Genomic DNA, 23,820 nt, shown 5'->3' with positions numbered 1-23,820 from the left:
GGGCTATCCGCTGTTGCAGGCAACATCGAAAGGAGGTGCCAGATATGGCAATTTATCATATGCAAGCCAAGGTCGTCAGCCGTGGTTCCGGGCGGTCTGCTGTCGCTGCATCTGCTTATATGAGCTGTAGCCGCATATACAATGATTACGATGGCATCCAGCATGACTACACCCGAAAACATGGACTGATCTATCAGGAAGTAATGCTTCCCCCTATGGCTCCGCCTAAATGGAAAAACCGGGAGCAACTCTGGAATGCTGTAGAAGCTGCTGAAAAAACAAAAGACAGCCGACTGGCAAGAGAATTTGTTGTCGCACTCCCTATTGAGTTGGATAAAGACAGCAATATTTCTCTTCTTCAGAATTTTATTCAAAAGAATTTTGTAGATATGGGAATGTGTGCCGATTTCGCCATTCACGATACAGATGGTCACAATCCCCATGCACACATTCTACTTACTGTCCGTCCATTAAACGAAAACGGAACATGGCAGTATAAAACCGAAAAAGAATATCTATGCATCAAAGATGGAGAGGAAAAGGGATTTACTGCTTCTGAATTTAAGGATGCTCAGAAAGAGGGCTGGGAAAAACAGTATCGTTATAAAGCTGGGAAAAAGAAAGTATATCTGACTCCCTCGGCAGCACAGGAGAAAGGTTATGAACGTATCGACAAACATCCAAAAAGCACCCGGTATGGCAGACAAAACCCGATTTCCGAACAATGGAACAGTGAGGAACAGCTCTGCCTCTGGAGAGCAAACTGGGCAGATGCCGTAAATAAAATGCTTGCCCTTAATCAGATAAATGCCGCCATTGATCACCGCAGTTTTGCAGCTCAGGGAATCACTGAACAGCCAACCATCCACGAAGGCTACATTGCCCAGAATATGGAAAAGAAAGGCATGATAGCAGACCGGTGTGAAATCAACCGTCGGGTTCGTGCGGATAACAGAATACTACGGGAATTAAAAACACAGATAAAAAAATTGGTTCAAGCTGTCGAAAAATCTATTCCGGTAATTGCAGAAACATTAGAAGCAATCCGCAATCATATGATTTTTACACAATATCATTTACTTCATAATGAAATGCAAAAAGAAGTGATCCATGACTGGATGCAGCATTTTCGTCCTATCCTAAATAAATATGATACCATTAAGAAAAAGCTCAAAGCGAAAGTTACTGAAAAGAAAGAACTAAATGTGCAAAAAAGTAAAACCAGTATTCTAAATCCTTTCCAGCATATAAAGTTAAACCAGCAGCTTACAACCGTAACAGAAGAAATCGAGGAACTGAAATCTGCCAAAGAACAGCTGCTGTTTCAGGCTGAATGCTCCACAGAGAAAGATATGGCGAGCCTTTCCAGAAAATACGACCAGATGGATAAGAATCTGGATATTCTCGATTCTCAGGATATGGCTCTCAAAGAGCAGCTTGAAAAAGATGCTGTCGCTTTCCAAGAGGAAAAACTCCGGCCTAAACCAGAGCAATATACAGAATTACTGGATGCCAGAATCCAGATACGACCTACTTTCCGAGAGAAACTGATTGAGCAGCTCAAAGGTACTTTTGGTGAATATTATGACTATCACTATCGTGATATCGCAACCCATGAAGTGGATGATCTCAATATGGAAGATCCCTATAGCTTCTCTCATCGTACCTGGGAACTTGAATATCAGAGGAAACAGGAATTGCAAAAAAAACATCCTGTTCAATCCAGGCAAAAATCGCACAACACAGAACTATAATGTTTAAACTACTAATATAAAAAATATCCCGTTTTCTCAAAACAGTTATATTGCTTCATCCCAATAATTCACAAACTGCTAACCACCGAGCAAAAGTGAGGCACAAAGTGCGTAAGCATAATTTGATTTCTTTCCGCTTACGCACTCTCTTTTTATCTTGAGCAAAAAATTCCTACTTTGTAAAGCCAACAAATGGGGTTTGGGGGGCTCCCAAAGTGCGTTTGGATATCCAAACGCTATGCTTGCAAAACCAGTTCCACTAATTTCCCTCGATACTCCCTTCTTCTAAAATCAATGATAATTATAACATTGCCAATTTTGTAAAGTAATAATCAACTTAAAATATAGACGACAAACAATAAAACCATGATACTGTTACAAAAAGCAGTAGCATGGTTTCTTTATATTTCATTATAGATTTTCTCTATCTATCATATTTTCTATTGTTTCTGAGAAACAACACTCTTTCAAATCAATACTTTTGTCCATCTTCACAAGATTTGTATATTTCTCATCTGTATAGTGTTTTGATATTACAGCAAATACTTTATATGTAGGCTGTGCTGTTACATCTCTGATGTCCTTTTTCAGCAATGTGTTCGGTACATTTAATTTCGTATTTTTATCTTTTACGAAGCCAATACAACCACATATATTCCCGGCAGCTTTTTCTGTATATAATTTCGGTCCTCGATCTGTAAATTCTCCTATCATTGTTACGTTTTTCTTAATAAGCATCATACGTTCCAATATATCCAATTTTTGCCCCGTAGAGCCATCTTTTGCAAAAACAAAATCATTTTCTGTTAATCGCTTATCCAGGCATTTCTGGTAAAAATGAATTGCAGAAGCTGTCTCTTTTTTATTCAATCGAACTCCTGTCAAATGTAAAAAATTGTATCTATGGAAAACAACTTCATATCCCTGTACAGATGACAAAATCTTATTACTTTCCTGTAATTGCTTATTCACCTCTTTCGGTAAGCCATATAGGAACAAAACCTTCTGATCCTCAAGATGTTCTTTATATAGTTGTGCCGCTTTTGTCATAATCTGAATTGCACGTCTTTTGTCCATAACTTAATCCTTATCCCATAAAATTTAGAGAAGGGAATGTTCACGCCGCAGCACTAAACATTCCCTTCTCATGGTTGATTTTTCCGTTGTCTGCCAACCTCCAGCACCTTCGTCTGGAAAATATCAGGTTTTTCCGTTGCCTGCCAACCTCCGACACCTTCGTTCGGAAAACGTATCAGATTTTAGGTGTCAACCCACCGCTGATGCACAGCTTTTCTAATTACATTTTACACGAACTATGTGGAAAATGCAATTACAATTTTATCTTATGATGCCCTGCTACATTTTATACACTATTTATCTTACATTTCATTCTTGATAAATTATCTCTTTATCCACAATCTCCCTCGCACATACTTGTATATTGTTCATTCTTCCTATCCATTCCAAGACATTTTCCACCTTTAGCTGTTCTGTAATGCCTTGTGCCTGTTTCATCTGTTCTACAAGTCTTTCAAAGCGTTCCTGTGCCTGTTCTTCTATATCAGCCAAATAACCATTCAGCCTGCCGCTTGTAAGCATATTCAGATATAGCAATCTGCGGTATTCCTTCAAATACCGCAAATGTCTTTGTCCCCATACACCGACAACCCTTTGTTCTTCTTCCTTCGGTAAGGTAAGAGCAGGGATAAGATAATCCCCATGTCTGATATAAGTACCGCCCATCTCTTCAAAAATTGTTTTCTTCATTGTCTGTTCTACCTTTCTTATCGTTCTCTATTCATAGATTTTCTTTACGACCGTTCCAATTTTACAGTAACAATAATTCTTCAATTTTCAGTTCACATTGCCCCTCCCGAAGAAGTATGATAGAATAATTCTATTAAATTGAATCGGAGGTGCCACATGGCTATCAGTTCCAACAATATTCAGGTCTATACTACTTTGTCCAAAGAACTGGTTGCTGAGATTGATAAGGATGCAAAAGCGAACTATCGTACACGTTCCCAGCAGATTAACATGATCCTGACCGAGTATTATAAGACTCAAACAACAACCAAACATGAATCCGAGTAAAACACTGAATTGCCTGAAAACACAGGAAATATCAGTGTTTTCTTATGTTTTCCCTTAATTATAAGGTTCATGTGAACCATAATTATTTCCAAAACTGATATTGATTGCAATCGGCTTCCCCATTGCGGTCGCCTGCCGCACAAGATAGTCGATTCCTTCCATCAGCTCCGTCGTCCGCGGAAAAGAATTTGTCCCTGCATTTCCCATCTTCACAACAAGGATTTCACTTTCATAAGCCACACCCCGATTCACACCCTCCGATACTGTCCCATTTCCCGCCGCAATTCCGAGCACTGCCGTTCCATGTCCACTGACATCTCTGGATGGAACAAGGCGCCTACCTTCGGTTTCCCCAAGTGCAAGCGCCTTATCAATTTCTTCTTTCGTATATTCCGTTCCTTTTGTGTAGCCTTTCGGAGGATTTCCGGGTATGCTCTGATCCCACAAACGTAAGATCCTGCTGCTGCCGTCCTCATTTCTGAAATCCGGATGAAAAAAATCCACTCCCGAATCCACCACACCTACAAGGATTCCTTTGCCGGTCAAACCATTACTTCCAGCCTGTACCGGCAGGATACAGCTCGCCTCTCTCGCCTGAAAAGTTTCAAAATACAGTCGTTTAGGTTTTTCAATAAATTCGATCCGTTCTCTGTCAGAATATGCATCAATTTCAGACTCCGGCAGAGTGACTACTGCATATCCTCCGAGAAGTGGCACTACCTGAATATCCTCACCGGTCAGCACACTTTCCGATCCACTGTATTTTACGATCACGTCCCACATTTTTTCTTCAAGATCAAATCCGACATTCAAATTCTCAGACTTTGTCCGTTCCTCTGGTGTTGCATCCATTGCAAGATTCAAAAGATTATCAATTTTCTGATCCGGCATAACTGATCCATTCACTTAAATACTTACTTATATAATACACGATGTCTCATAATGTTATTCTTTTACAAAGATTTTTCATTACCGCGCATACATAACAAAACATACTACAGCATCCCTTTTTCTCCCGGTTCTGGTACTCGGATGGACAGTAGTCGGACTTTTTGCCGGTGCTCTGATCTGTCCGTTTCTTCAGAATACAGCTGCACTTGTCAAAGTAACTGTTGTTCTTTGCTCCGGTGGTTACGCGGGTCTGATCGTTGGATTTTTCGGCAGTATCTTCTCCATCTACAAAGGAGTTGTAAAACTTCCTTATACTGTTGCTTTTTTGTCATCTGCTTTTTCAAACAGTTTCTTAACGCCCTGAATTGCAACCAGTACACCAAGGATCAGCAGTAATACCGCAAAAACAAGCTGCAGAGTATTTCCAAGATCAAGACCTGTTGTTACAAGTGCTTTGGTAAGTTTTGTGATGGTCATGCCAAGTGCTGTAAAGGTAACAGCCATCATGAATACCATCGGGATCCAGAGCATGCAGCCCTGACGTTTTGTTTTCTTTAAGAATACGGCGCAGGCTACAAGTGCAAGTACGGATAACAACTGGTTTGCGGAACCAAACAGCGGCCAGATTTCCGCATATCCAACTTTTGTAAGCAGGTATGCAAGTACCAGAGTGATGATTGTTGCAAAGTATTTGTTTGTTACTACTTTTAAGAACGGACTCATGTTTTTCTCATCTGTATCGGAGTCAAGGAAAAATTCCTGAAATGACAGACGTCCTACTCTGGCTACAGAGTCAAGAGATGTCAGTGCAAATGCTGATACTGCAAGGTTGATCAGTGTAAATACAAGTGAATGCGGCAGACCTACTACAGAAAGGAAGTTTGCGATAGCTCCTGCAAAAATCTGCGGCTGTGTTGTAAGTCCCTGTGCTGCTGCCTCTCCGTTGGCAAAAGATGCAACTGCAATCAGTGCGATAACGGCAAGCATACTTTCCATAAGCATGGCACCGAATGAAACAGGAAGCATATTCTTTTCATTTTTGATCTGTTTGGATGCGGTACCTGAGGATACCAGTGAATGGAAACCGGAAACTGCACCACATGCGATTGTTACAAACAGGATTGGGAACATATACTGTCCGTCTACGTTAAAGCTTGTAAATGCTTTGAGGTTGCATGAAGGATTTGCTACAAAAACACCGATGACCGCACCGACGATCATAAAGATCAGCAGATAGCTGTTCAGATAATCACGTGGCTGAAGCAAAGCCCATACCGGAGCGACACTGGCTACCAGAATGTATGCAAAAATGATAATATGCCATGTTCCAAGGCTTACATATATCGGAAATTTAAGTCCGAGCACGATTGCCACTACAAGTAATACAATTGCAACTGCTGTATTGATCCATTTATTAAACTTTGTATATTTAAGGAAAAATCCAAGTGCAGCTGCTTCCAGAATGAACAGCATGGACGTTGTTGCAACAGCTCCGTTTGCTGCTACCTTTGTCAGTTCTCCGGCATCGTTTGCAACAAATCCGTTAAAGGTTCCTGCTACAACATCTGCAAACGCGGCAACAACCAGGATGCAGAACAGCCAGCAGAATAAAAGGAATAATTTCTTTCCTAACTTACCGATATACTCTTCAATGATATAACCGATTGTACGTCCCTTATTTTTTACAGATGCATACATAGATGCAAAATCCTGTACTGCTCCGAAGAATACACCACCAATAAGGATCCAGAGTAAAACCGGAAGCCATCCGAAGATTGCTGCCTGGATTGGTCCGTTGATCGGGCCTGCACCTGCGATTGACGCAAACTGATGTCCGAATACCACATTTGTATCCGCCGGTACATAGTCAACTCCGTCTTCCATTTCATATGCCGGAGTTTTAGCTTTTGGGTCAATGCCCCATTTGTTTTGGAGATAACGACCATACAGAAGATATGCTCCACCGAGCACTACAATGGCTATTACCATCATTAAGATTCCACTCATAATCTCTGCCCTCTTCTTTCTTATGTAGTAATTTATATTTGCTTCACAGATATCTCCTGTTCCACAAAAAAACGCCTCTGCTATCCTTTCGGATAACAAAGGCGGAGTCTTCCGTGGTGCCACTTTGTATTATCATATTTATCACTAAATACAATCTCTTACTGCTGTCTGTATAAACAGCCTCTTCTGTAACGTGAAGACTACGTCCCAGCTTACTCAAACTCTTTCTTATTCAGTGGGATGCTCCCGGGTGATATCACAAAATACTTTCTGCCGCTTCTCAGCAACTGCGGCTCTCTGTAATCCGGTTTCCTTTTGTGACCTGTCCTGATCTATGCATTTCTCTTTTTTATTTATCTAATGTTTTACTCCTTTTTTCCCAAAACATCAACCTCATTTCCGAATATATTTCACAGTTTTACTCATATTTTTTTGTGCATATTGTATGTGTCCGAGCATCAACTATCGCTGATTCGGCCTGGTCTGGCGCTCATTTTCTCTGATCTGGCCCCTCTCGGCATCGGAAGTTAAGGGCTTCCTCATGACCGATGCTCATTTCCTCTGATCTGGCCCCTCTCAGCATCGGAAGTTAAGGGCTTCCTTCTGACCGATGCTCGCTTTCTCTGATTCGGCGCATCACGGCATCGGAAGTTAAGGGCTTCCTTCTGACCGATGCTCATTTCCTCTGATCTGGCCCCTCTCAGCATCGGAAGTTAAGGGTTTCCTCCTGACCGATGCTCATTTCCTTTGATCTGGCTCCTCTCGGCATCGGAAGTTAAGGGCTTCCTCATGACCGATGCTCATTTCCTCTGATCTGGCTCCTCTCGGCATCGGAAGTTAAGGGCTTCCTCATGACCGATGCTCATTTCCTCTGATCTGGCCCCTCTCGGCATCGGAAGTTAAGGGCTTCCTCATGACCGATGCTTGATTCCCCTGATTCTGCCGTTCCTAGCATCGGAGTTCACTTGCTTCTTCACATCCCGATGTTCCCTCTCTCTGCTTTCACCCCAGCGCCACATCCAGGATCATCATCAGCGAAAATCCAACTGCAAAGAAAATGGTACCGATATTCGAGTGTTCTCCGGCGGACATCTCCGGAATCAGTTCCTCTACCACCACATAGAGCATCGCCCCCGCCGCAAAACTTAAGAGATACGGCAGTGCCGGCACGATCAGTCCCGCGGCCATGATTGTCAGTACTGCGCCGACCGGTTCCACGATTCCAGACAAAACGCCTCCCGCAAAAGCCTTCATCTTGCCCATTCCCTCAGAACGAAGCGGCAGGGAGATAATTGCGCCCTCCGGGAAATTCTGGATTGCGATTCCAAGCGACAATGCAAGAGCGCCCATCAATGTTATGTGTGCATTTCCGGTCAGATACCCCGCATAGACAACACCAACTGCCATTCCCTCCGGAATGTTGTGCAGCGTTACAGCAAGAACCAGCATGGTTGTTCTCTGCAGATTACTCTTCGGTCCCTCTGCTTTATCAGTTTGTTGATGCAGGTGCGGAATAATATGATCCAGAAGAAGCAAAAAAAGCACACCCGCCCAGAATCCGGCTGCCGCAGGAATAAACGATAATTTTCCCATCCCCCCGGCCTGCTCGATTGCCGGAATCAGAAGACTCCACACAGATGCAGCTACCATAACACCTGCTGCAAAACCTGTCAGGCACCTCTGCACCCACTGGTTCAGATCCTTTTTCATAAAAAAGACGCAGGCTGCACCGGCCGATGTCCCAACGAACGGAATCAATATTCCGTAGAACATATTCATATCCATATATATCCTCCATATTTATAATATCTTATGCACAGTGACACTATTTGCTTTATGTTAGTTTATTCTAACTTTATTTATGAACAGTATAACAATTTTATATATCTTACGCAATTGCTTATCCTTTAATGAGAAAAAATATTGACAAGCCATTCTGCATTTGTTATAGTTGGAGCAATTAAGTTACGTGAGGGAGTAATTTGCACGAACGTGTGATTTGTCAACATACTGGTACCTGTACCTGGCAAATCTTAATGAATGAGACTCATGTATGTCATGTTTTATATACAGATTCTAATCTGTATTTATTCATGGCATACGTGGGTTTTTTTGTGTATTCAGATACTTTCTTAACCAAAAGAAGAAGGAGATATCATTATGGCACTGTTTATTGAATTATTTTTATTAGGTGTTGGGCTTTCCATGGACGCCTTTGCCGTCTCTGTCTGTAAGGGGCTCGGAATGAGAAAACTCAATAAAAAGCAGGCTCTGATCATCGGTCTTTATTTCGGCGGATTTCAGGCGCTCATGCCGCTTATCGGCTGGCTTCTTGGCAGTCAGTTCCAGCAATATATCACCAGTATTGACCACTGGATTGCTTTTATTCTGCTTGGCTTCATCGGTGGCAAGATGATGGTCGAAGCTGTCCGTGAATGGAATGAAGAAGAAACCGTTGAGGTTATGGATGCACCGATCGACCACAAAAACATGTTCGTTCTGGCTGTTGCCACCAGTATCGATGCACTTGCAGTCGGAATCACATTTGCCTTCCTGAACACTCCAATTATTGAGGCAATCACAATTATCGGAATCACCACTATGGTTCTCTCTATCATCGGTGTGATCGTTGGAAACTTTTTTGGAGGCAGGTACAAAAGTAAGGCGGAATTTATCGGTGGCCTGATTCTGGTTCTTCTGGGACTGAAAATTCTCCTGGAGCATCTCGGAATCCTGACTTTCTGATAAACACGATTTTCCACCGGTCAGATTATTTAATACAATAATCTCTTTGTTTTCGTAATTTCATTTGTTCATTTCAGTCACAGCTACTTGACATTTCCATATAAAGCGTTTATTATATTAACATATTTATTTGGTATGTTTGTATGATTTATTCAGTTAAGGAGTGTGATCTCATGAATATCTTATGCTTTGGCGATTCAAACACCTGGGGATACAGACCCGACCGAAAAGGCCGTTTTGATGAGAATACAAGATGGACCGGCCTTTTGCAGCAGAAACTCGGGCCCGAATATCATATTATAGAAGAAGGACTTTGTGGAAGAACGACCATCTTTCAGGATGAACTTCGTGAAAACCGCCGCGGACTGGATATGGTTGGCGCTACGGTCGAGATACATAATCCGATTGATCTCATGATCATCATGCTCGGAACCAATGACTGCAAAAGTCACTATCGCGCATCTGCCAGCCTGATATCCAAAGGTCTTGATCAGGTAATCCGCAAGGCACGTCAGAATGCCTCGCAGCATTTTGACCTGCTGGTGATCTCCCCGATCCATCTCGGACATGGTGTCGGCGAACCCGACTTCGATCCGGAATTTGACGAAAATTCTGAAGTTGTTTCCAGAAATCTTGCCGCTGAATACCGCAAGGTTGCACTCCAGAATCATGCTGCTTTCCTGAATGCCGCAGATTATGCACTGCCGAGTATCACTGACAGAGAGCATCTGAACGAAAAAGATCATGCGGCACTGGCGGATGCGATCTATGACAAAATCGTTGCACTCCAGAAAGGGCTCTCGAACGTAATCTGAGGAGCTGCCAACGGCAGCTCCTCCTTTTTTAATCCTGTTTTACATTGAATGCTTTCATTCCAGGATATACTGCGCTTGCGCCAAGTTCTTCTTCGATGCGGAGAAGCTGATTGTATTTGGCAACTCGCTCGGAACGGCTCGGCGCACCGGTCTTGATCTGGCAGGTATTGAGTGCGACTGCAAGGTCAGCGATCGTGGTATCAGCTGTTTCACCGGAACGATGTGAAGAAATTGCAGTGTATCCTGCTTTGTGTGCCATCTTGATTGCTTCCAGTGTCTCGGATACGGAACCGATCTGGTTGAGCTTGATCAGAATTGCATTACCTGCACCAAGTTCGATTCCCTTTGAAAGTCTTTCGGTATTTGTTACAAACAGGTCATCGCCGACAAGCTGTACTTTGTCGCCAAGTCTTGCGGTAAGCTTCTGCCAGCCTTCCCAGTCTTCTTCATCCAGTCCGTCTTCGATGGAAATGATCGGATATTTGTCACAGAGTTTTGCCCAGTGCTCAATCAGCTCTTCAGATGTATATTCTGTTCCGGCCTTCGGAAGTTTATAATAGCCTTTACCTTTTTCGCTCTTCCATTCGGAGGAAGCTGCGTCCATCGCGATCTTGAAATCTTTGCCTGGTTCGTATCCTGCTTTCTTTACTGCCTCGAGAATTGTCTCGATCGCTTCCTCATCCGATTTCAGTGCCGGTGCAAAACCACCTTCATCACCAACGGATGTGGCAAGTCCGCGCTCTTTCAGGATGGATGCCAGCGCATGGAAAACTTCGGCACACCATCTTAAGCATTCTTTAAAAGAAGGTGCACCGACCGGCATGATCATAAATTCCTGTACGTCCAGTCCGGATGACAGCGCATGGCATCCGCCGTTGACAATGTTCATCATCGGTACCGGAAGACGGTTGCCGGACACCCCGCCAAGGAAACGATACAGCGGAATCTCAAGTGCGGTTGCGGCTGCTCTGCAGCATGCGATAGATACGGCAAGAATTGCGTTTGCTCCAAGTTTTGATTTGTCTTTTGTTCCGTCTGCTGCGATCATCGCTGCATCAACTGCGTAAATATCACTTGCATCCAGTCCTTCGATTGCTTCATTGATCACAGTGTTGATGTTTTCAACTGCCTTCTGCACACCTTTGCCGAGATAGCGTGCTTTATCTCCATCACGGAGTTCCAGAGCTTCGAACTCACCGGTAGATGCGCCGCTCGGTGCGGTTCCTCTGCCTACAGTTCCGTCCAGCAGATAAACTTCTGCTTCGACTGTCGGATTTCCTCTGGAATCCAGAATTTCTCTTCCTGTTACTTTTTCAATTTCAAGGTACATGACCATTCCCCTTTCTGCTGCTTTTCAGTCCGGACGCCGGTTCCTGATCGATACCGACATCCGCCTGATTCATTTATACGCGAGTTTTATTAATCTAACTCTTTAGTTAGTATAGACTAATTTCGTTAGCCATGCAAGATTTTTGTATCAATATAATTGAGAAGATAAATCAGTAACAAAGCAGCCAGCAGATGCACGGCAAGGTTACGATTCCGCAGAGCGTTGTGATAAAAACGCCCCCGAGTGCATATTCTCCATCCATTCCTGACGCGTTCGCCATCATCACAACCGCAGTCATCGTCGGCATTCCGGTAATCAGTGCCATTGCAAGTCGTATCTCCGCACTGACCGAAAAAAATCCGAGAACAAAGAACATCAGGAGCGGTGCAAGCAGCATGCGCACAAGCACAATTCCATACAGCGAAAGCTCTTTCAGATATTTTTTCATCGAAAGCTCCGCAAAAATACCGCCTATGTAGATCATCGCCAGAGGAGATGTTGTGGCACCGATTTTCTGAAGCCCGATATCGAGAAGTGCCGGAATCCGCACACCCGTCAGCATCAGGAGCATCCCGATCAGGATTGCCACTGTTGCCGGATTGATCAGCTTCTTCAATTCAAAGCCACCGCTTCCGGTTGGTGTTGTGAGCTTCACACCCAGCGTCCAGAGCATAAGCTGATCAAAGACCATAAATACAGAAACGTACAGAATCCCATTTCCCGGAAAAACACTGGAAATCACCGGGACTGCCATGAATCCGATATTTCCGAACAGCATCATCGCCTGACAGATTCCGGCGCGGTTTTCGGACAGATGAAAAAATTTCGTCATGCCGAAGCTGACCAGAAACATCACGACATAGAATCCCGCCGCGATCAGCAGGATTGACCAGGAGCCGGTCAGAATTTCTTTGTTTACACCATCGATGATATTGATAAAGATCATGACCGGCAACGCCATTTTGATCACAAATTTTGAAATGGGCTCCAGTGTTTCTCTGTTGAGTACCTTTGTTCTGACAAGTGTCACGCCCGCCAGAATATAGATTACAAACAGTCCGATCTGTTGAAGCAATATCTCAAATGTAGTCATTGGACACACTCTCTTTCTTTCTGGAAAGGATCAGGATCACGACAAACGTGAGCATCTCAGAAGCAAGGAAAGACAGCCAGACTCCGTTCATTCCAAGTATTCTGGAAAGTACGATCGCACAGAGTACAATGGCGATTGCTCCACGCATCAGAGAACCGATGATTGCCGGACGCGCATTCGCTGTTGCAGAGAAATACGCGACAAGCATGATATTTACTCCGGCAAACAGAAATCCGAGGAAATACAGCTGCAGGCCGGTATGTGCGTATTGCAGTAGCATGGCATTATTTTCGCTGTTAAAGATCACAACGAGCGGATCTGTAAACAGCCAGATCAGAGCGATCATTACGATTTCTATCGTAATCGTACTGTTCATGCCCCAGCGGAGATATTTTCTGACATGCTCACTTTCTCCCCTGCCGAAGCTTTCACTGATCAGCGGCTGCGCGCCCTGTGCAAGGCCATTGAAAATGCACATTCCGACAATGGAAAGATTCGCTACGATTCCATAAGCGGCCACACCAACGCTGCCTGCGAGTCCAAGGATCAGCATATTAAACACAAATGCGATCACGGCGGAAGAAATTTCTCCCACAAACGCGGATACACCGAGCTGACAGCATGAGATCAGATGTCGGACAGACATTTTCTTCCATTTGAATCCGATGTGACATTTTTTTCCAAAATAATGCAGCATGCAGACGGACATCGTAACGATCGGACAGAACGCTGTTGCAAGTGCCGCTCCGGCAAATCCAAGACCAACCGGAAAAATAAAAATATAGTCGAAAACGATATTCCAGACACTGCCGGCAAGAGATCCGGCCATTGCGATTGATGTTGCATTGTCATTTCGGGCAAATGCCGTGACGGAATAATTCGACATAAAAAACGGTGTTCCTATGAGGATGATACGCAGATAGGTCTTGCCGAGTGCAACGAGTCCGTCATCCGCGCCGAGCAGTGCCAGACATTTATCGGGAATAAAAATTCCGAGCAGGACAAACGGGATGCTGATCAGGACGCTCCAGGCAATTGCCTGTGTAAAATAATAATCTGCTCTTTCACCCTTTGCTTTGCTGATGCCATATCGGGTCGCGGAGCCGATGCCGATCATCGAACCGATCGCATAGATAAGACCATATACCGGGAGAATCAGGTTGAGAACCGCCAGACCATCCGCCCCGGCATAGACGGAAATAAAAAAGGTGTCTCCCAGAACATAGACGGAAACACCGATCATGCCCGCAACACTCTGAAATACATATTTGGAAAATCGTTTTAACATTTATAAATCCCTTTATCTTCTTTCAATTTTATTAGCTTTTCCATTATAAAGAAGATTCTGATAAAAAACAAGAAGTCCCGGGGAATAACTTATACTATTCAATAGGGAGTATTCCGCGAGGCGTTTTGGCATGCATTTTGACTCGTAACTGTGAGGGTACTGAACAGTTACGAAATGATTTGTTATTTCCTTCCAAGCTCCCAGAATGCCACCGCGCTCGCTGCTGCTACATTGAGAGAATCAACACCATGAGACATCGGAATTTTCACTGTGTAATCACAGTCAGCAATTGTTTCTGCCGCCAGACCATCCCCTTCTGTGCCTAAAATGATGGCAAGCTTTTCCTGCGCATGAAGCTGCGGATCATCAATGCTGAAAGAATCATCCCGCAGTGCCATTGCCACGGTTTTGAAGCCGAGTTCCCGAAGAATGTGCATACCGGTATCCGGCCAGGATATTTTTTTATCAAAATAAGTCCATGGGATCTGAAAGACAGTTCCCATGCTTACGCGGGAAGCACGGCGGTAAAGCGGATCACTGCATCCACTGGTCAGAAGGACGGCATCCATGTGAAGTGCCGCCGCTGAACGAAAAATCGCTCCGATATTGGTTGGATTTACAACGTTTTCCAGAATTGCTATACGTCTGGCATTCTGGCAGATTTCTTCTATGGACGAAAGCGCGCGTCGTCTCATCACACAGAGCATTCCCCGCGCCAACGCATATCCGGTCATTTTGACAAGTGTCTCATATTCTGCCGTGTAGACCGGAATTTCCGGAAAACGTTCCAAAAGTTCTTTTGCCTCTCCTTCAAGATCTTTGTGCTCGACCAGAAACGAAACCGGCTCGTAGCCTGCGCTGCATGCGCGCTCGATCACCTTCGGGCTTTCTGCAATAAAAAATCCCGGGGCCGGTTCGTTATATCGCAGAAGCTGAACTTCTGATGTCCGCGCATAAATATCCAGCTCCGGTGCGCTAAAATCATTGATTTCTATAATATTCTTCACGATGCTCTCCTGTATTTTATTTATTGTCAAATGTAATATTACGAATCATATCCCGGTTCAGTCAGCGCTCCAGATCAGGTGACACTTCGCTGCAAGTTCCTGTTCTTTTTGCTGCGCTTTGTCCGGCTCATCCTGATAATCCCAGAGAGCAAATGCCTCTTTTATATTTTCCGGATCTACATAATAAACATTTTCGATACCGGTCGGCAATGAAGTTTCATCAGTAGCTGTATCCGGCAGGCGGTCATGTGCCTTCTGAAACTCATCAAGATCAAACATTAGATTCTCTGCATCCTGTGCAGATGGGTAATTTTTACGTATCCATGCCGTCTCGGAAAGCATGTAAAACATGTTTTTCTGGTCCACGGATAAGATAGCTGTCTTATGTCCGTCCGGATCAATTTTGCTGTAAATTTTTCCATCCCTTAAGGTCATTCCGGCATCTTCCCAGGATATATAAGTCTTTTTGTCATAATACCAGTAATGCCCGATTCCACTCGCAAGCAGCACAAGTACTGCTGCTAAAATAATGGAAATAATACGTTTCCGACGGATACGTCTGCGGATTTTTTTTAATGGTGCAATCTCAGTACGGTGGTCTGAATTCCTCTCTGCATTTTCTGAAACAGTCCGCAACTGATTCTCCTTTTTCATCTCATCCAGCATTTTGCGGCAGGCGGCACACTCTTTCAGATGTTTTTCTACAAGCTGTCTGCTGTCCTCACTGACCATATCATCAATATAAAGCGGAAGCAGATCTTCAATAATATTACAGGTGATTTTCATCGTCTAATTCCTCCCTGATTTTTTTGCATGCGCGGTGATAAGTAACTCTCGCCCAGCTTTCACTTTTGCCAAACAGATCTGATATATCACTAAATGACAGTTCTCCAAATACCCGGAGGGAAAAGACTTCTTTGTACGGTTCCGAAAGTTTATGCAGAACTTTGTGGACACGAAATGCCGTTTCTTTGTCCGAAAAATCCTGAATAAAATCAACAGAAAATACCTCTTCCGCAAATTCATTTTGTGCTTCCGGCACGTATTTTTTATTCTTTTTCAGATAGTCATAATATGTGTTTTTGGAGATCTGGCAGAGCCATACACGCAGGTCACATTCCCCTCTGAAATCGTCGACTTTTTTCAGTGCTTTGAAGAATGTCTCCTGTGTAAGTTCCTCTGCAATGTGGGTATTGTGTGAAAGCGAGAGCAGATAGCGGTATACGACTGTGAAGTATTTTTCGTATACTTCCTGAATATTCAGCATTTGTTTCTCCTCTCTTTGTACTCTTGTCCTCCTTCACATATATGACGATATATGAGATAAAAACGTTACAGATTTTTCATAATCGTCCGGAACAGCTCTGAGATCTCAACCGGCTTCGCAACATAATCATCCATTCCGGCGGCAAGTGCTGCCTGACGGTCTTCTTCAAATGCATTTGCGGTTATTGCAATGATCGGAATTTTCGCCCGTTCATCCGGAAGTTTCCGAATTACTCCCGTTGCCTGATAGCCATTCATATTTGGCATCTGAATATCCATCAGAACTGTATCATAATAGCCCACCGGAGCATCCTTTAACATATCGACCGCAATTTTTCCGTCTGCGGCAAGTTCCACTTCTGCCTCTGCGTCCTGAAGGATCGTCATGGCAATCTCTGCATTCAGTCCGTTGTCTTCTGCCAGAAGAAGCCTTCTTCCTGCCAACGATACATTTTCCGGCTGTTCTTCCATCTGCTGCTGCAATTCTTCCTCCGGTACCTTTCTGCATGAAATTTCGACAGTAAAACAGGTACCTTTCCCGGATTCACTTTCTACAGAAATGTCACCATTCATAAGATCTACAAATGATTTCACGATATGAAGTCCCAGACCTGTTCCAATAATACCACTCTCAGAGGAACTCCGCTCACGCGTAAATGCATCAAAAATATGTGGTATATATTCTTTGCTGATACCGATGCCATTGTCTGACACACGGATTTGCAAAGTCATAAAATCATCCTGAACTGACGGTTTTTCTTCAATATCAAGGACTATTTTGCCACCCTCCGCTGTATATTTCACTGCGTTACTCAAAAGATTCATAATGATCTCTCGGATTTTCAGGGCATCGCAGTATACGTTTGCATGCCGGATATTTACATTTCTGTTTACAGTCAGCTGCTTGCGTGAAATCTCTCTGTCAAGAAGGATATCCAGTGTCTCCTCAAGCTTCATCAGATTCCACGGAGCTTCATTCAGTGTCTCTTTACCGCTTTCAATACGTGCAATCTCAAGCACATTGCCGATCAGCGCAAGCAAAAACTGGCTCGCGCCTTTCAGCTTTTGCAGATAGTTTGTTGCTGCTTCTTTTTCACCCCAGTGTGCTTCCATCAACTCCGCATAACCAATGATCGCATTCATTGGTGTACGCAGATCGTGAGACATTGCAAACAGGAAAGACGATTTCGCACGACTTCCCTCCTCCGCACGGCGAAGGGCATTTTTGAGCATCACCATATCAGACACATCCACAAACGTAGTAAGTACTGCCCTCTCTCCCGTCGGAATGTGGACAACTTTGCTTTTGGCAAGTGCATGACATTCGTTTGCCTTACCCTTACCGATAATGCACTCATAATCCACCATATCATCTTCATTTCGAAGCTTTTTCAGTTGATTGAGCACATCCGAATCCGGATAATAAACCTGCCTCAGAAGCGGTCCGAGCTCCCTCTGTGCGGCTTCGACACTCTCAATCCCATACATTCTCAGCGCCTCTGCATTCATATGTATGACCTTGTGTCCCGGCATTGTATATGCAAGGACACCGCAGTTTTCTATATCAAGCAGTTCTTTATAATAAATATCCTGTCGCAGTTTTTCTTTGCGCAGAGAATCATTCAGTTCTGCAAGACGTCGCTCTGCCTCTTTTTCTTTTTCAATACGCACTGTCTCAGAAATATCCTGATGTATTCCGGTGACAGCCACATATTCTGTCACCGATGTGTCTCTCGCACCACCGCAGCGTACAAACATCTCTCCGGATACCGGATGAATATAACGATAAACGATTTCCGTCCTTACCTCTGTAAGCTTATCCGAATACTCCTGAAACAGCTGCATGTCTTCCGGATGTATACGCGAACGGTGAAATACAAATCTCTCTTCCGGTGTGATATCTCTGTCGATTCCAAGCAATTCATCCATCACTTCATCCGCATAAAATCTCGGTGGCTTTCCTTCTTCCATTTCCACACACCACATTCCCATTTGGGATGCACGCAGAATTTCTTTTGTATTGATCTTTTCCCGCTGCTCCATAAACAGCCCTCCCATATCTACTTTCCGACTCATTTTTTCAGAATCTGTGCCATTACCTTAAACAGCATATTCATATCTACCGGTTTGGAAACATGTGCATTCATGCCGCTTTCCAGAGCTTTCTGCCTGTCTTCTTCAAATGCATTGGCAGTCATGGCTACGATCGGAATGTCAGCCCGCGCATCATCAAGATTACGAATCCGCTTTGTTGCTTCATATCCGTCCATCTCCGGCATCTGGATATCCATGAGTATCATATCATAATAATCCTCCGGCATCTTTTTCAACATTTCCATACATTGTTTTCCATTCGCAGCACGTTCTGCTTTCAGACCATTTTCTTTCAGAACTGTCATTGCTATTTCTGCATTCAGCTCATTATCCTCGGCAAGCAGCACTCTTTTTCCCAGTATACTGTCTGAAATCTTCTCTTTTTCTTTTTGCTTCTCTTCCAGGATCTGTTTCTCTGAAGCAAGCTCAAATGGCAGAACAACGTTCATCTTTGTTCCGCATCCAAGCTGACTTTCAACTTCAATCGTGCCTCCCATCATATCGATCAAAGATTTTACAATTGGCAGTCCGAGACCGGTACCTGTCACTTTACTCTCTGTGCTTGTATGCTCACGTGAAAACTCTTCAAAAATATGAGGAAGATATTCTTTACTCATGCCGATGCCATTGTCTTCTACAATAATCCTGTAAGCTATATAATTTTCTTTTTCAAATGGTTCTTCTTTAACACTTACGGAGATCTTTCCGCCTTCCGGAGTATATTTCACAGAATTTCCGATGATATTGATAAAAATCTCCCGGACTTTTGTCTCATCACCAATCACATATTTATGTTGTATATCTGTTTCACATGAATATGTAATGAACTTCTTTTTCACTCCCGGCTCAAAAACATCTGTCAGAGATTCTATCAGCTCCGTCACACATCCGACTTCTTTTTTCAGAGCCAGTTTGCCACTTTCGATCCGTGCCATCTCCAGCACATAGTTGATCAGTGACAGAAGGAAATTGCTGGAACTTTTGATCTTGCCAAGATAATCAATTGCTTTATCCTTTTCATCTATATGTTTTTCCAGAAGCTCCGAAAAGCCAATGATTGCATTCATCGGAGTGCGGATATCATGGCTCATATTAAAAAGGAACCGTGTCTTTGCCTCGTTCGCATTTTTTGCTTCGAGAACAGCTTTTTCCAGTTCTTTTTCATGAAGCGCATCTCTGTAGCGTCTCATTTTGAATTGCAGATATATGATCATTACAATGAAAGCTGTCAGCACCGAAATGAGCAGTCCCCAGAGTTTCTGAGTCATTGTCACCCATCCGTTTTCCGGTACAATCTCAAAATACCAGGTATCATTCGGAACTGTACATGCAACCTCCAATGTATCTGTTTCCTGTAAATTGTCACACTGCGCAATTACGATTTTTTCATCGTCCGTTCCTTTTTTCCATATCTGATAGTGATATCCGGCATTTTCCAGTTGATCCAGGTCCATTTTTTTGATAAATTTCTGCCAGTCTATAACAAGAATAGAAAATCCCCAGAACTTCTTACAGCCTTTGTCATCCATTCTGTATACCGGGTCAAAAAGCAACACACCGTTTCCTCCCTGCACCAGTTCAAACGGACCGGCAATCGTATATTCTCCGCTGTCTCTTGTCAGACGCGCTTCCTTTTTTCTTTCCGGATTTTCAATCAAGTTCAGCCCGATCACATCCTCATTTCCCTCCATAGGATATATCTGCGAAACGATTCCGTCTTTTGCAATTTCATGGACTTTTATGATATTATCTTCATCCTGCATCAGCCTGGATAATGTCGCAAACTGTTTATCACTTATCGTCAGACCTTCTTCTATACTCTTTTTGACCAGATCTGATTCCGCAAGATAACGGTTCAGCTGAACTTCAATCCTGCTTATTGTGGATTCAGCCGTATATGCAGCCTTTAGTTTCTCCCTTTTTTGCTGATTCTGATTTACCAGAAACGTACAGCCAAGCATCAGAAGCAGGGTAACCAGAAAAACAAGCCCGGCTCTGATTCTTATAATTTTTTTATCTTTCTTTTTATCCATAAATAGTTCCCTGATATTGTTTAGTTTGTAGTCTTTCCAGTCTCTTGGGCACTGACGATTTTTCTTATGTGGAGTAGTTTTCTTATTGTAAAACCACAGAAAAATAATAAAGTCATGTATTTTATTCAGTTTCTATATTTTTATGCAGTGCTGATAAAATCTTTTCTTCATTGATCGGCTTTGCAATATGTCCGTCCATTCCCGCATCCAGGCACTTGTGAATGCTGTCCTCTGATGTCTGGGCTGTCATCGCCACGATCCGGACAGTCTGTGTATCCGGACGTTTCAATGCGCGTATCCGCTGTGTTGCCTCATGACCATCCATCTCCGGCATCATCACATCCATCAGAATGACATCATAGCTTTCTGGTTCTGACGCTTCAAATAATTCAAGCGCTTCTTTTCCGTTCCATGCTTTGCTGACAGTCGCACCGAGGTCTGTCAGATAAAACTCTGCAATCTCCATGTTGATCTCATTATCTTCTGCCAGAAGGAAATGCATACCTGCCAGCGGTTTTTCTGATGATTCGTTTCTTTCTTCTTTCTGTATCAGTACATCATTTACCTTAAACGGCAGGCGGAATGTAAAGGTACTTCCCTCACCGTGAACACTTTCGACGTCAATACATCCACCCATTTTTTCAAGCAGTGCTTTGACGATCGACATCCCAAGCCCGGTTCCCTTATAGAGGGTGCGCGCATCATTTTTTTCCTGTGTAAATGGCTGGAAAAGATGATCTCTAACAAACTCTTCACTCATTCCTATTCCGGTATCCACAATCTTGAATTCATACCATACAGTCGTGCCGTCACAGGAAAGCTCCTCGGCATACGTATCAATGCTTCCGTTTGGTTTGTTGTACTTGATCGCATTACTCAGAAGATTCAGCATGATACGGCGCAGCTGCAGGGAACTTCCACGCAGTGCGGTATGCTGAATGTTTTTTCTGAGTCGGTGATGTGTGATTCCTGCCTCAACCAACTGTGCATCTACCAGTGCTGCAACCTCATCCATCAGTTCACTCATATCAAAAGCATCTTCTTCAATTTCAAACATACCGGCTTCCAGCTTGCTCATATCCAGTACATCACTTACCAGTTCCAGCAGATGTCTGGTTGAAAGCCGGATCTTTTCGAGGCTGTCATCGACCTTTTCCCAGTCATTGCGGTTCTTACGGATGATATCCACCATTCCCATGATACCGTTGATCGGAGTGCGGATATCATGGCTCATACGGTTCATAAATTCCGTTTTTGCTTTGTTTGCAGCATCTGCTTCTTCAAACGCTATCTGCAGACGCTCTTTTTCCTGCTGCTCCTTCTCGTGGAAATCTGAAGTAATTTTGAACAGGATGATTCCATGCACAACCTGACTTTCTTTATCTGTCTTCGCATCGTATACGGTGTCTCTGGACATCAGGACAGTCTTTTGTAACCAGACTGGATGTCCGTTTTTTCCTGTCTCACAGTATTCCACCGTGATCTGTCTCGATCCGGTCGCAAAACGCTTCAGGATTTTAAACGAAGAATCCACGATTCTGTAATTCTCCAGTGTGTCTTCCGTAACATACCGGCTTCGTCCGCTGCAGTAATCACTGTAAGAGCATGGAGTCTGCACATCATTGTCAAAATCTTTCGCATCTGTATGATAATAAGTGCTTTCCAGACGGTCATTCGTCAGATCAACCGTATAAACCGCATGCGCCGTCTGCAAGAGCGCCTCCGCATAATTACCATTTTCAACAATAGATTGCTTCAGCTGCTCATAATAACGGTTCAGACGCGTTTTCTCAACCGCAGAGTTCTCATTCTTAGTCTGAAATGGCTCAAATCCAAGAATAAAATGATGCAGTCTGCCGTCCTCGGTCCTGTTACCGGGCAGTACCGTCATTCTTCCCCGTCGAACATTTTTGTCTCTTTCATACTGATACAGCAGTTCAATTTTCTCGTCTTCCTTCAGATGTTCTGCCAGATATGCAGTCTGAAGTTCCATACGCATTGTCTTACGGTTCTCATCTGTCCCCAGTTCCTGAATGATCTGCTCAACCGCACCGGAATAGCTGCCATCTTCCGCAAGAAAAAAGCCCGAACTTGCTCTCAGCACATAATACTGATCCAAAAGCGCGTCACAGTAAATACAGTCAGAAAACTGATATCCCTTCTCCGTGATTTTTTCAAGGATGCAGATATTCATCCTTTGTTTCTCAGCCGCCTCTTCCATCTTTGCACGGTTCTTGTCGATGTACATATTTTTGTCGGCAAAGCGGAACAGCTCCCGCATCGTGCTTCCCTCAAAATCACTGGAAAGCGCATAGCCCGCCGCATAGCTGATCGGCATCTCCGGATGCTGTCTGGAATACTCAGCGGACTGCTCACGGATCTTCTTAAGACATTCGCGCACACCTGTATGATCCAGCCCCTTCAGAACAGCAATAAATTCATCACCGCCGTCACGTCCTGCAAAAAATTCATCCGGAACTGCCTTTCGGAGCTGTATTGCAAAGGAGCGGATGTATTCATCACCTTTGTCATGACCGAGCGTATTGTTGATCGTCCGGAGATTATTCATATCAAATACGCACATGGCAACCAGTTCTTCATCCGGGATCGGATTTGGATCATTGAGGATTTCCTCACATTTGTTTTTGTTCGGAAGCCCGGTTGCCTCGTCGAGGTAGACTTTTTTCTGTAGTGCTTTATTCTGGGCAGCAAAACGGACCGCTTTGATAAGTTCTGCACCAATGAGCAGGATCAGCCCGAGAATATCCACTATAACAACTTTTTCGAGGTAATCCAGCGCCGTTGCCTTACGCTGTGAATACTCTTCAGAAAGTCCGACTGCCTCATCACAGAGCCGGAAAAAAATCTCGCTTTTTTCGATAATATCTGTATTTTCATATCCCTTTTCACGGACAAGAAGTATCTCATCCCGAAGCTCTTCAAAATATCCTGCCAGTTCATCCATTTTCCTCTGGAATTTCTGATCATCCAGACATACAAAATTGAGTTCGTCGCTACCGTTTCGAAGTCCTTCTATATAAGAAGAAATCGTCTGATACATTTTGTCCTGCGGTGTCCCTGAAATTTCAAGTTTTACCATTCGCTGCGTGCCACCGCGCACCAGACCCGCGTAATTTACTACACGCGCTGTTCCCTGAATCTTGCCTACCATGGACATGATTGCAAAAAATAATACAATCAGAATAGTCGTAAGAACCATCATTGCCGTGCGCAAGAAAAAGGTCTGCTTTTTCCCTGTTATCTTCATACTGTACCCATCCTGCCAGTAAACAATTTTGGATTGCTGTAACTGCTTTTACAGTTTTAACTCTTATTTTCACACTTATGCTCATTATAGCCGATTTATCTTCTTTTCTCAACCTGGTTCTGCCTGTCGCTGCAT

General features: G+C 43.7%; 18 protein-coding genes. 4 read left to right on the top strand and 14 right to left on the bottom strand.

The window, feature by feature from the left end; translation table 11 throughout:
* Positions 1-44 precede the first annotated feature (44 nt).
* A complete protein-coding gene (gene mobQ, locus H8Z79_RS00645) occupies positions 45-1,754 on the top strand; it encodes a MobQ family relaxase (protein WP_023924145.1) in 1,710 nt (569 codons plus the stop codon).
* Between the two features lie 411 nt (positions 1,755-2,165).
* Here mobQ and H8Z79_RS00640 read toward each other — a convergent pair whose 3' ends face one another.
* Both H8Z79_RS00640 and H8Z79_RS00635 read right to left on the bottom strand, forming a co-directional pair.
* On the bottom strand, positions 2,166-2,804 hold the full coding sequence (locus tag H8Z79_RS00640) for a PBECR4 domain-containing protein (protein WP_004614763.1): 639 nt from the start codon (positions 2,802-2,804) through the stop codon (positions 2,166-2,168).
* Between the two features lie 336 nt (positions 2,805-3,140).
* A complete protein-coding gene (locus H8Z79_RS00635) occupies positions 3,141-3,521 on the bottom strand; it encodes a TnpV protein (protein WP_005428283.1) in 381 nt (126 codons plus the stop codon).
* Positions 3,522-3,677: 156 nt separating this feature from the next.
* Between H8Z79_RS00635 and H8Z79_RS00630 the strand changes: the two genes are divergently transcribed.
* Complete coding sequence (locus H8Z79_RS00630; protein ID WP_005428285.1) at positions 3,678-3,848, top strand: hypothetical protein; 171 nt, start codon at positions 3,678-3,680, stop codon at positions 3,846-3,848.
* Between the two features lie 54 nt (positions 3,849-3,902).
* On the opposite strand, the gene H8Z79_RS00625 is transcribed toward H8Z79_RS00630, so the two are convergent.
* From H8Z79_RS00625 to H8Z79_RS00615, 3 genes are all read right to left on the bottom strand, one after another.
* On the bottom strand, positions 3,903-4,739 hold the full coding sequence (locus H8Z79_RS00625) for a S8 family serine peptidase (RefSeq protein ID WP_187002656.1): 837 nt from the start codon (positions 4,737-4,739) through the stop codon (positions 3,903-3,905).
* Positions 4,740-5,048: 309 nt separating this feature from the next.
* Complete coding sequence (locus H8Z79_RS00620; RefSeq protein WP_015541853.1) at positions 5,049-6,746, bottom strand: carbon starvation CstA family protein; 1,698 nt, start codon at positions 6,744-6,746, stop codon at positions 5,049-5,051.
* A 1,002-nt stretch (positions 6,747-7,748) separates the two neighbouring features.
* Positions 7,749-8,531 (bottom strand): ZIP family metal transporter, encoded by a 783-nt coding sequence (locus H8Z79_RS00615; protein ID WP_118039326.1) that lies wholly within the window; start codon positions 8,529-8,531, stop codon positions 7,749-7,751.
* A gap of 375 nt (positions 8,532-8,906) precedes the next feature.
* On the opposite strand from H8Z79_RS00615, the gene H8Z79_RS00610 reads away from it, so the two are divergent.
* Both H8Z79_RS00610 and H8Z79_RS00605 read left to right on the top strand, forming a co-directional pair.
* Entirely contained in the window at positions 8,907-9,491 is a 585-nt protein-coding gene (locus H8Z79_RS00610; RefSeq protein WP_015541850.1) for a manganese efflux pump MntP, read from the top strand.
* A 173-nt stretch (positions 9,492-9,664) separates the two neighbouring features.
* Positions 9,665-10,306 (top strand): GDSL-type esterase/lipase family protein, encoded by a 642-nt coding sequence (locus H8Z79_RS00605; RefSeq protein ID WP_118039325.1) that lies wholly within the window; start codon positions 9,665-9,667, stop codon positions 10,304-10,306.
* 28 nt (positions 10,307-10,334) lie between these two features.
* Here the strand turns inward: H8Z79_RS00605 and eno are convergent, their stop codons facing one another.
* From eno to H8Z79_RS00560, 9 genes are all read right to left on the bottom strand, one after another.
* Positions 10,335-11,642 carry a phosphopyruvate hydratase gene (gene eno / locus H8Z79_RS00600; protein ID WP_015541848.1) on the bottom strand — a complete coding sequence of 436 codons (1,308 nt, stop codon included), beginning with the start codon at positions 11,640-11,642 and terminating at the stop codon, positions 10,335-10,337.
* A 163-nt stretch (positions 11,643-11,805) separates the two neighbouring features.
* Positions 11,806-12,729, bottom strand: coding sequence for an AEC family transporter (locus tag H8Z79_RS00595; protein ID WP_118039323.1), 924 nt, complete (start codon positions 12,727-12,729; stop codon positions 11,806-11,808).
* Positions 12,716-14,017 carry an MATE family efflux transporter gene (locus tag H8Z79_RS00590; protein WP_187002655.1) on the bottom strand — a complete coding sequence of 434 codons (1,302 nt, stop codon included), beginning with the start codon at positions 14,015-14,017 and terminating at the stop codon, positions 12,716-12,718. The genes H8Z79_RS00595 and H8Z79_RS00590 overlap by 14 nt, the downstream gene beginning before the upstream one ends.
* Before the next feature lie 182 nt (positions 14,018-14,199).
* Positions 14,200-15,024: a TrmH family RNA methyltransferase gene (locus H8Z79_RS00585; protein ID WP_118039321.1), complete on the bottom strand. Its 825-nt coding sequence runs from the start codon at positions 15,022-15,024 to the stop codon at positions 14,200-14,202.
* Positions 15,025-15,081: 57 nt separating this feature from the next.
* The gene (locus H8Z79_RS00580) at positions 15,082-15,810 is read right to left on the bottom strand and encodes an anti-sigma factor family protein (protein ID WP_118039320.1); all 729 of its coding nucleotides are present in this window, start codon (positions 15,808-15,810) and stop codon (positions 15,082-15,084) included.
* Positions 15,794-16,291 (bottom strand): RNA polymerase sigma factor, encoded by a 498-nt coding sequence (locus H8Z79_RS00575; protein ID WP_118039319.1) that lies wholly within the window; start codon positions 16,289-16,291, stop codon positions 15,794-15,796. The genes H8Z79_RS00580 and H8Z79_RS00575 overlap by 17 nt, the downstream gene beginning before the upstream one ends.
* Positions 16,292-16,356: 65 nt before the next feature.
* Positions 16,357-18,333 carry a hybrid sensor histidine kinase/response regulator gene (locus tag H8Z79_RS00570; RefSeq protein WP_015541843.1) on the bottom strand — a complete coding sequence of 659 codons (1,977 nt, stop codon included), beginning with the start codon at positions 18,331-18,333 and terminating at the stop codon, positions 16,357-16,359.
* Positions 18,334-18,362: 29 nt separating this feature from the next.
* The gene (locus tag H8Z79_RS00565) at positions 18,363-20,417 is read right to left on the bottom strand and encodes an ATP-binding protein (protein WP_118039317.1); all 2,055 of its coding nucleotides are present in this window, start codon (positions 20,415-20,417) and stop codon (positions 18,363-18,365) included.
* A gap of 121 nt (positions 20,418-20,538) precedes the next feature.
* Complete coding sequence (locus H8Z79_RS00560; protein WP_015541841.1) at positions 20,539-23,685, bottom strand: response regulator; 3,147 nt, start codon at positions 23,683-23,685, stop codon at positions 20,539-20,541.
* Between the last annotated feature and the right edge of the window lie 135 nt (positions 23,686-23,820).

The sequence above is a fragment of the Blautia intestinalis genome, assembly GCF_014297355.1.
Lineage (GTDB): Bacteria > Bacillota > Clostridia > Lachnospirales > Lachnospiraceae > Blautia_A > Blautia_A intestinalis.
The sequence above is the reverse complement of the archived record's forward strand: the minus strand, read 5'-3'. Positions and strand labels throughout refer to the sequence as shown.

What these genes read in the sequence shown, in the direction of transcription:
- H8Z79_RS00570 (WP_015541843.1), bottom strand. Translation starts at nt 18,333, where the DNA reads ATGGAGCAGCGGGAAAAGATCAATACAAAAGAAATTCTGCGTGCATCC.
- eno (WP_015541848.1), bottom strand. Translation starts at nt 11,642, where the DNA reads ATGGTCATGTACCTTGAAATTGAAAAAGTAACAGGAAGAGAAATTCTG.
- H8Z79_RS00605 (WP_118039325.1), top strand. Translation starts at nt 9,665, where the DNA reads ATGAATATCTTATGCTTTGGCGATTCAAACACCTGGGGATACAGACCC.
- H8Z79_RS00575 (WP_118039319.1), bottom strand. Translation starts at nt 16,291, where the DNA reads ATGCTGAATATTCAGGAAGTATACGAAAAATACTTCACAGTCGTATAC.
- mobQ (WP_023924145.1), top strand. Translation starts at nt 45, where the DNA reads ATGGCAATTTATCATATGCAAGCCAAGGTCGTCAGCCGTGGTTCCGGG.
- H8Z79_RS00625 (WP_187002656.1), bottom strand. Translation starts at nt 4,739, where the DNA reads ATGCCGGATCAGAAAATTGATAATCTTTTGAATCTTGCAATGGATGCA.
- H8Z79_RS00640 (WP_004614763.1), bottom strand. Translation starts at nt 2,804, where the DNA reads ATGACAAAAGCGGCACAACTATATAAAGAACATCTTGAGGATCAGAAG.
- H8Z79_RS00580 (WP_118039320.1), bottom strand. Translation starts at nt 15,810, where the DNA reads ATGAAAATCACCTGTAATATTATTGAAGATCTGCTTCCGCTTTATATT.
- H8Z79_RS00635 (WP_005428283.1), bottom strand. Translation starts at nt 3,521, where the DNA reads ATGAAGAAAACAATTTTTGAAGAGATGGGCGGTACTTATATCAGACAT.
- H8Z79_RS00615 (WP_118039326.1), bottom strand. Translation starts at nt 8,531, where the DNA reads ATGGATATGAATATGTTCTACGGAATATTGATTCCGTTCGTTGGGACA.
- H8Z79_RS00565 (WP_118039317.1), bottom strand. Translation starts at nt 20,417, where the DNA reads ATGGATAAAAAGAAAGATAAAAAAATTATAAGAATCAGAGCCGGGCTT.
- H8Z79_RS00560 (WP_015541841.1), bottom strand. Translation starts at nt 23,685, where the DNA reads ATGAAGATAACAGGGAAAAAGCAGACCTTTTTCTTGCGCACGGCAATG.
- H8Z79_RS00610 (WP_015541850.1), top strand. Translation starts at nt 8,907, where the DNA reads ATGGCACTGTTTATTGAATTATTTTTATTAGGTGTTGGGCTTTCCATG.
- H8Z79_RS00595 (WP_118039323.1), bottom strand. Translation starts at nt 12,729, where the DNA reads ATGACTACATTTGAGATATTGCTTCAACAGATCGGACTGTTTGTAATC.
- H8Z79_RS00590 (WP_187002655.1), bottom strand. Translation starts at nt 14,017, where the DNA reads ATGTTAAAACGATTTTCCAAATATGTATTTCAGAGTGTTGCGGGCATG.
- H8Z79_RS00620 (WP_015541853.1), bottom strand. Translation starts at nt 6,746, where the DNA reads ATGAGTGGAATCTTAATGATGGTAATAGCCATTGTAGTGCTCGGTGGA.
- H8Z79_RS00630 (WP_005428285.1), top strand. Translation starts at nt 3,678, where the DNA reads ATGGCTATCAGTTCCAACAATATTCAGGTCTATACTACTTTGTCCAAA.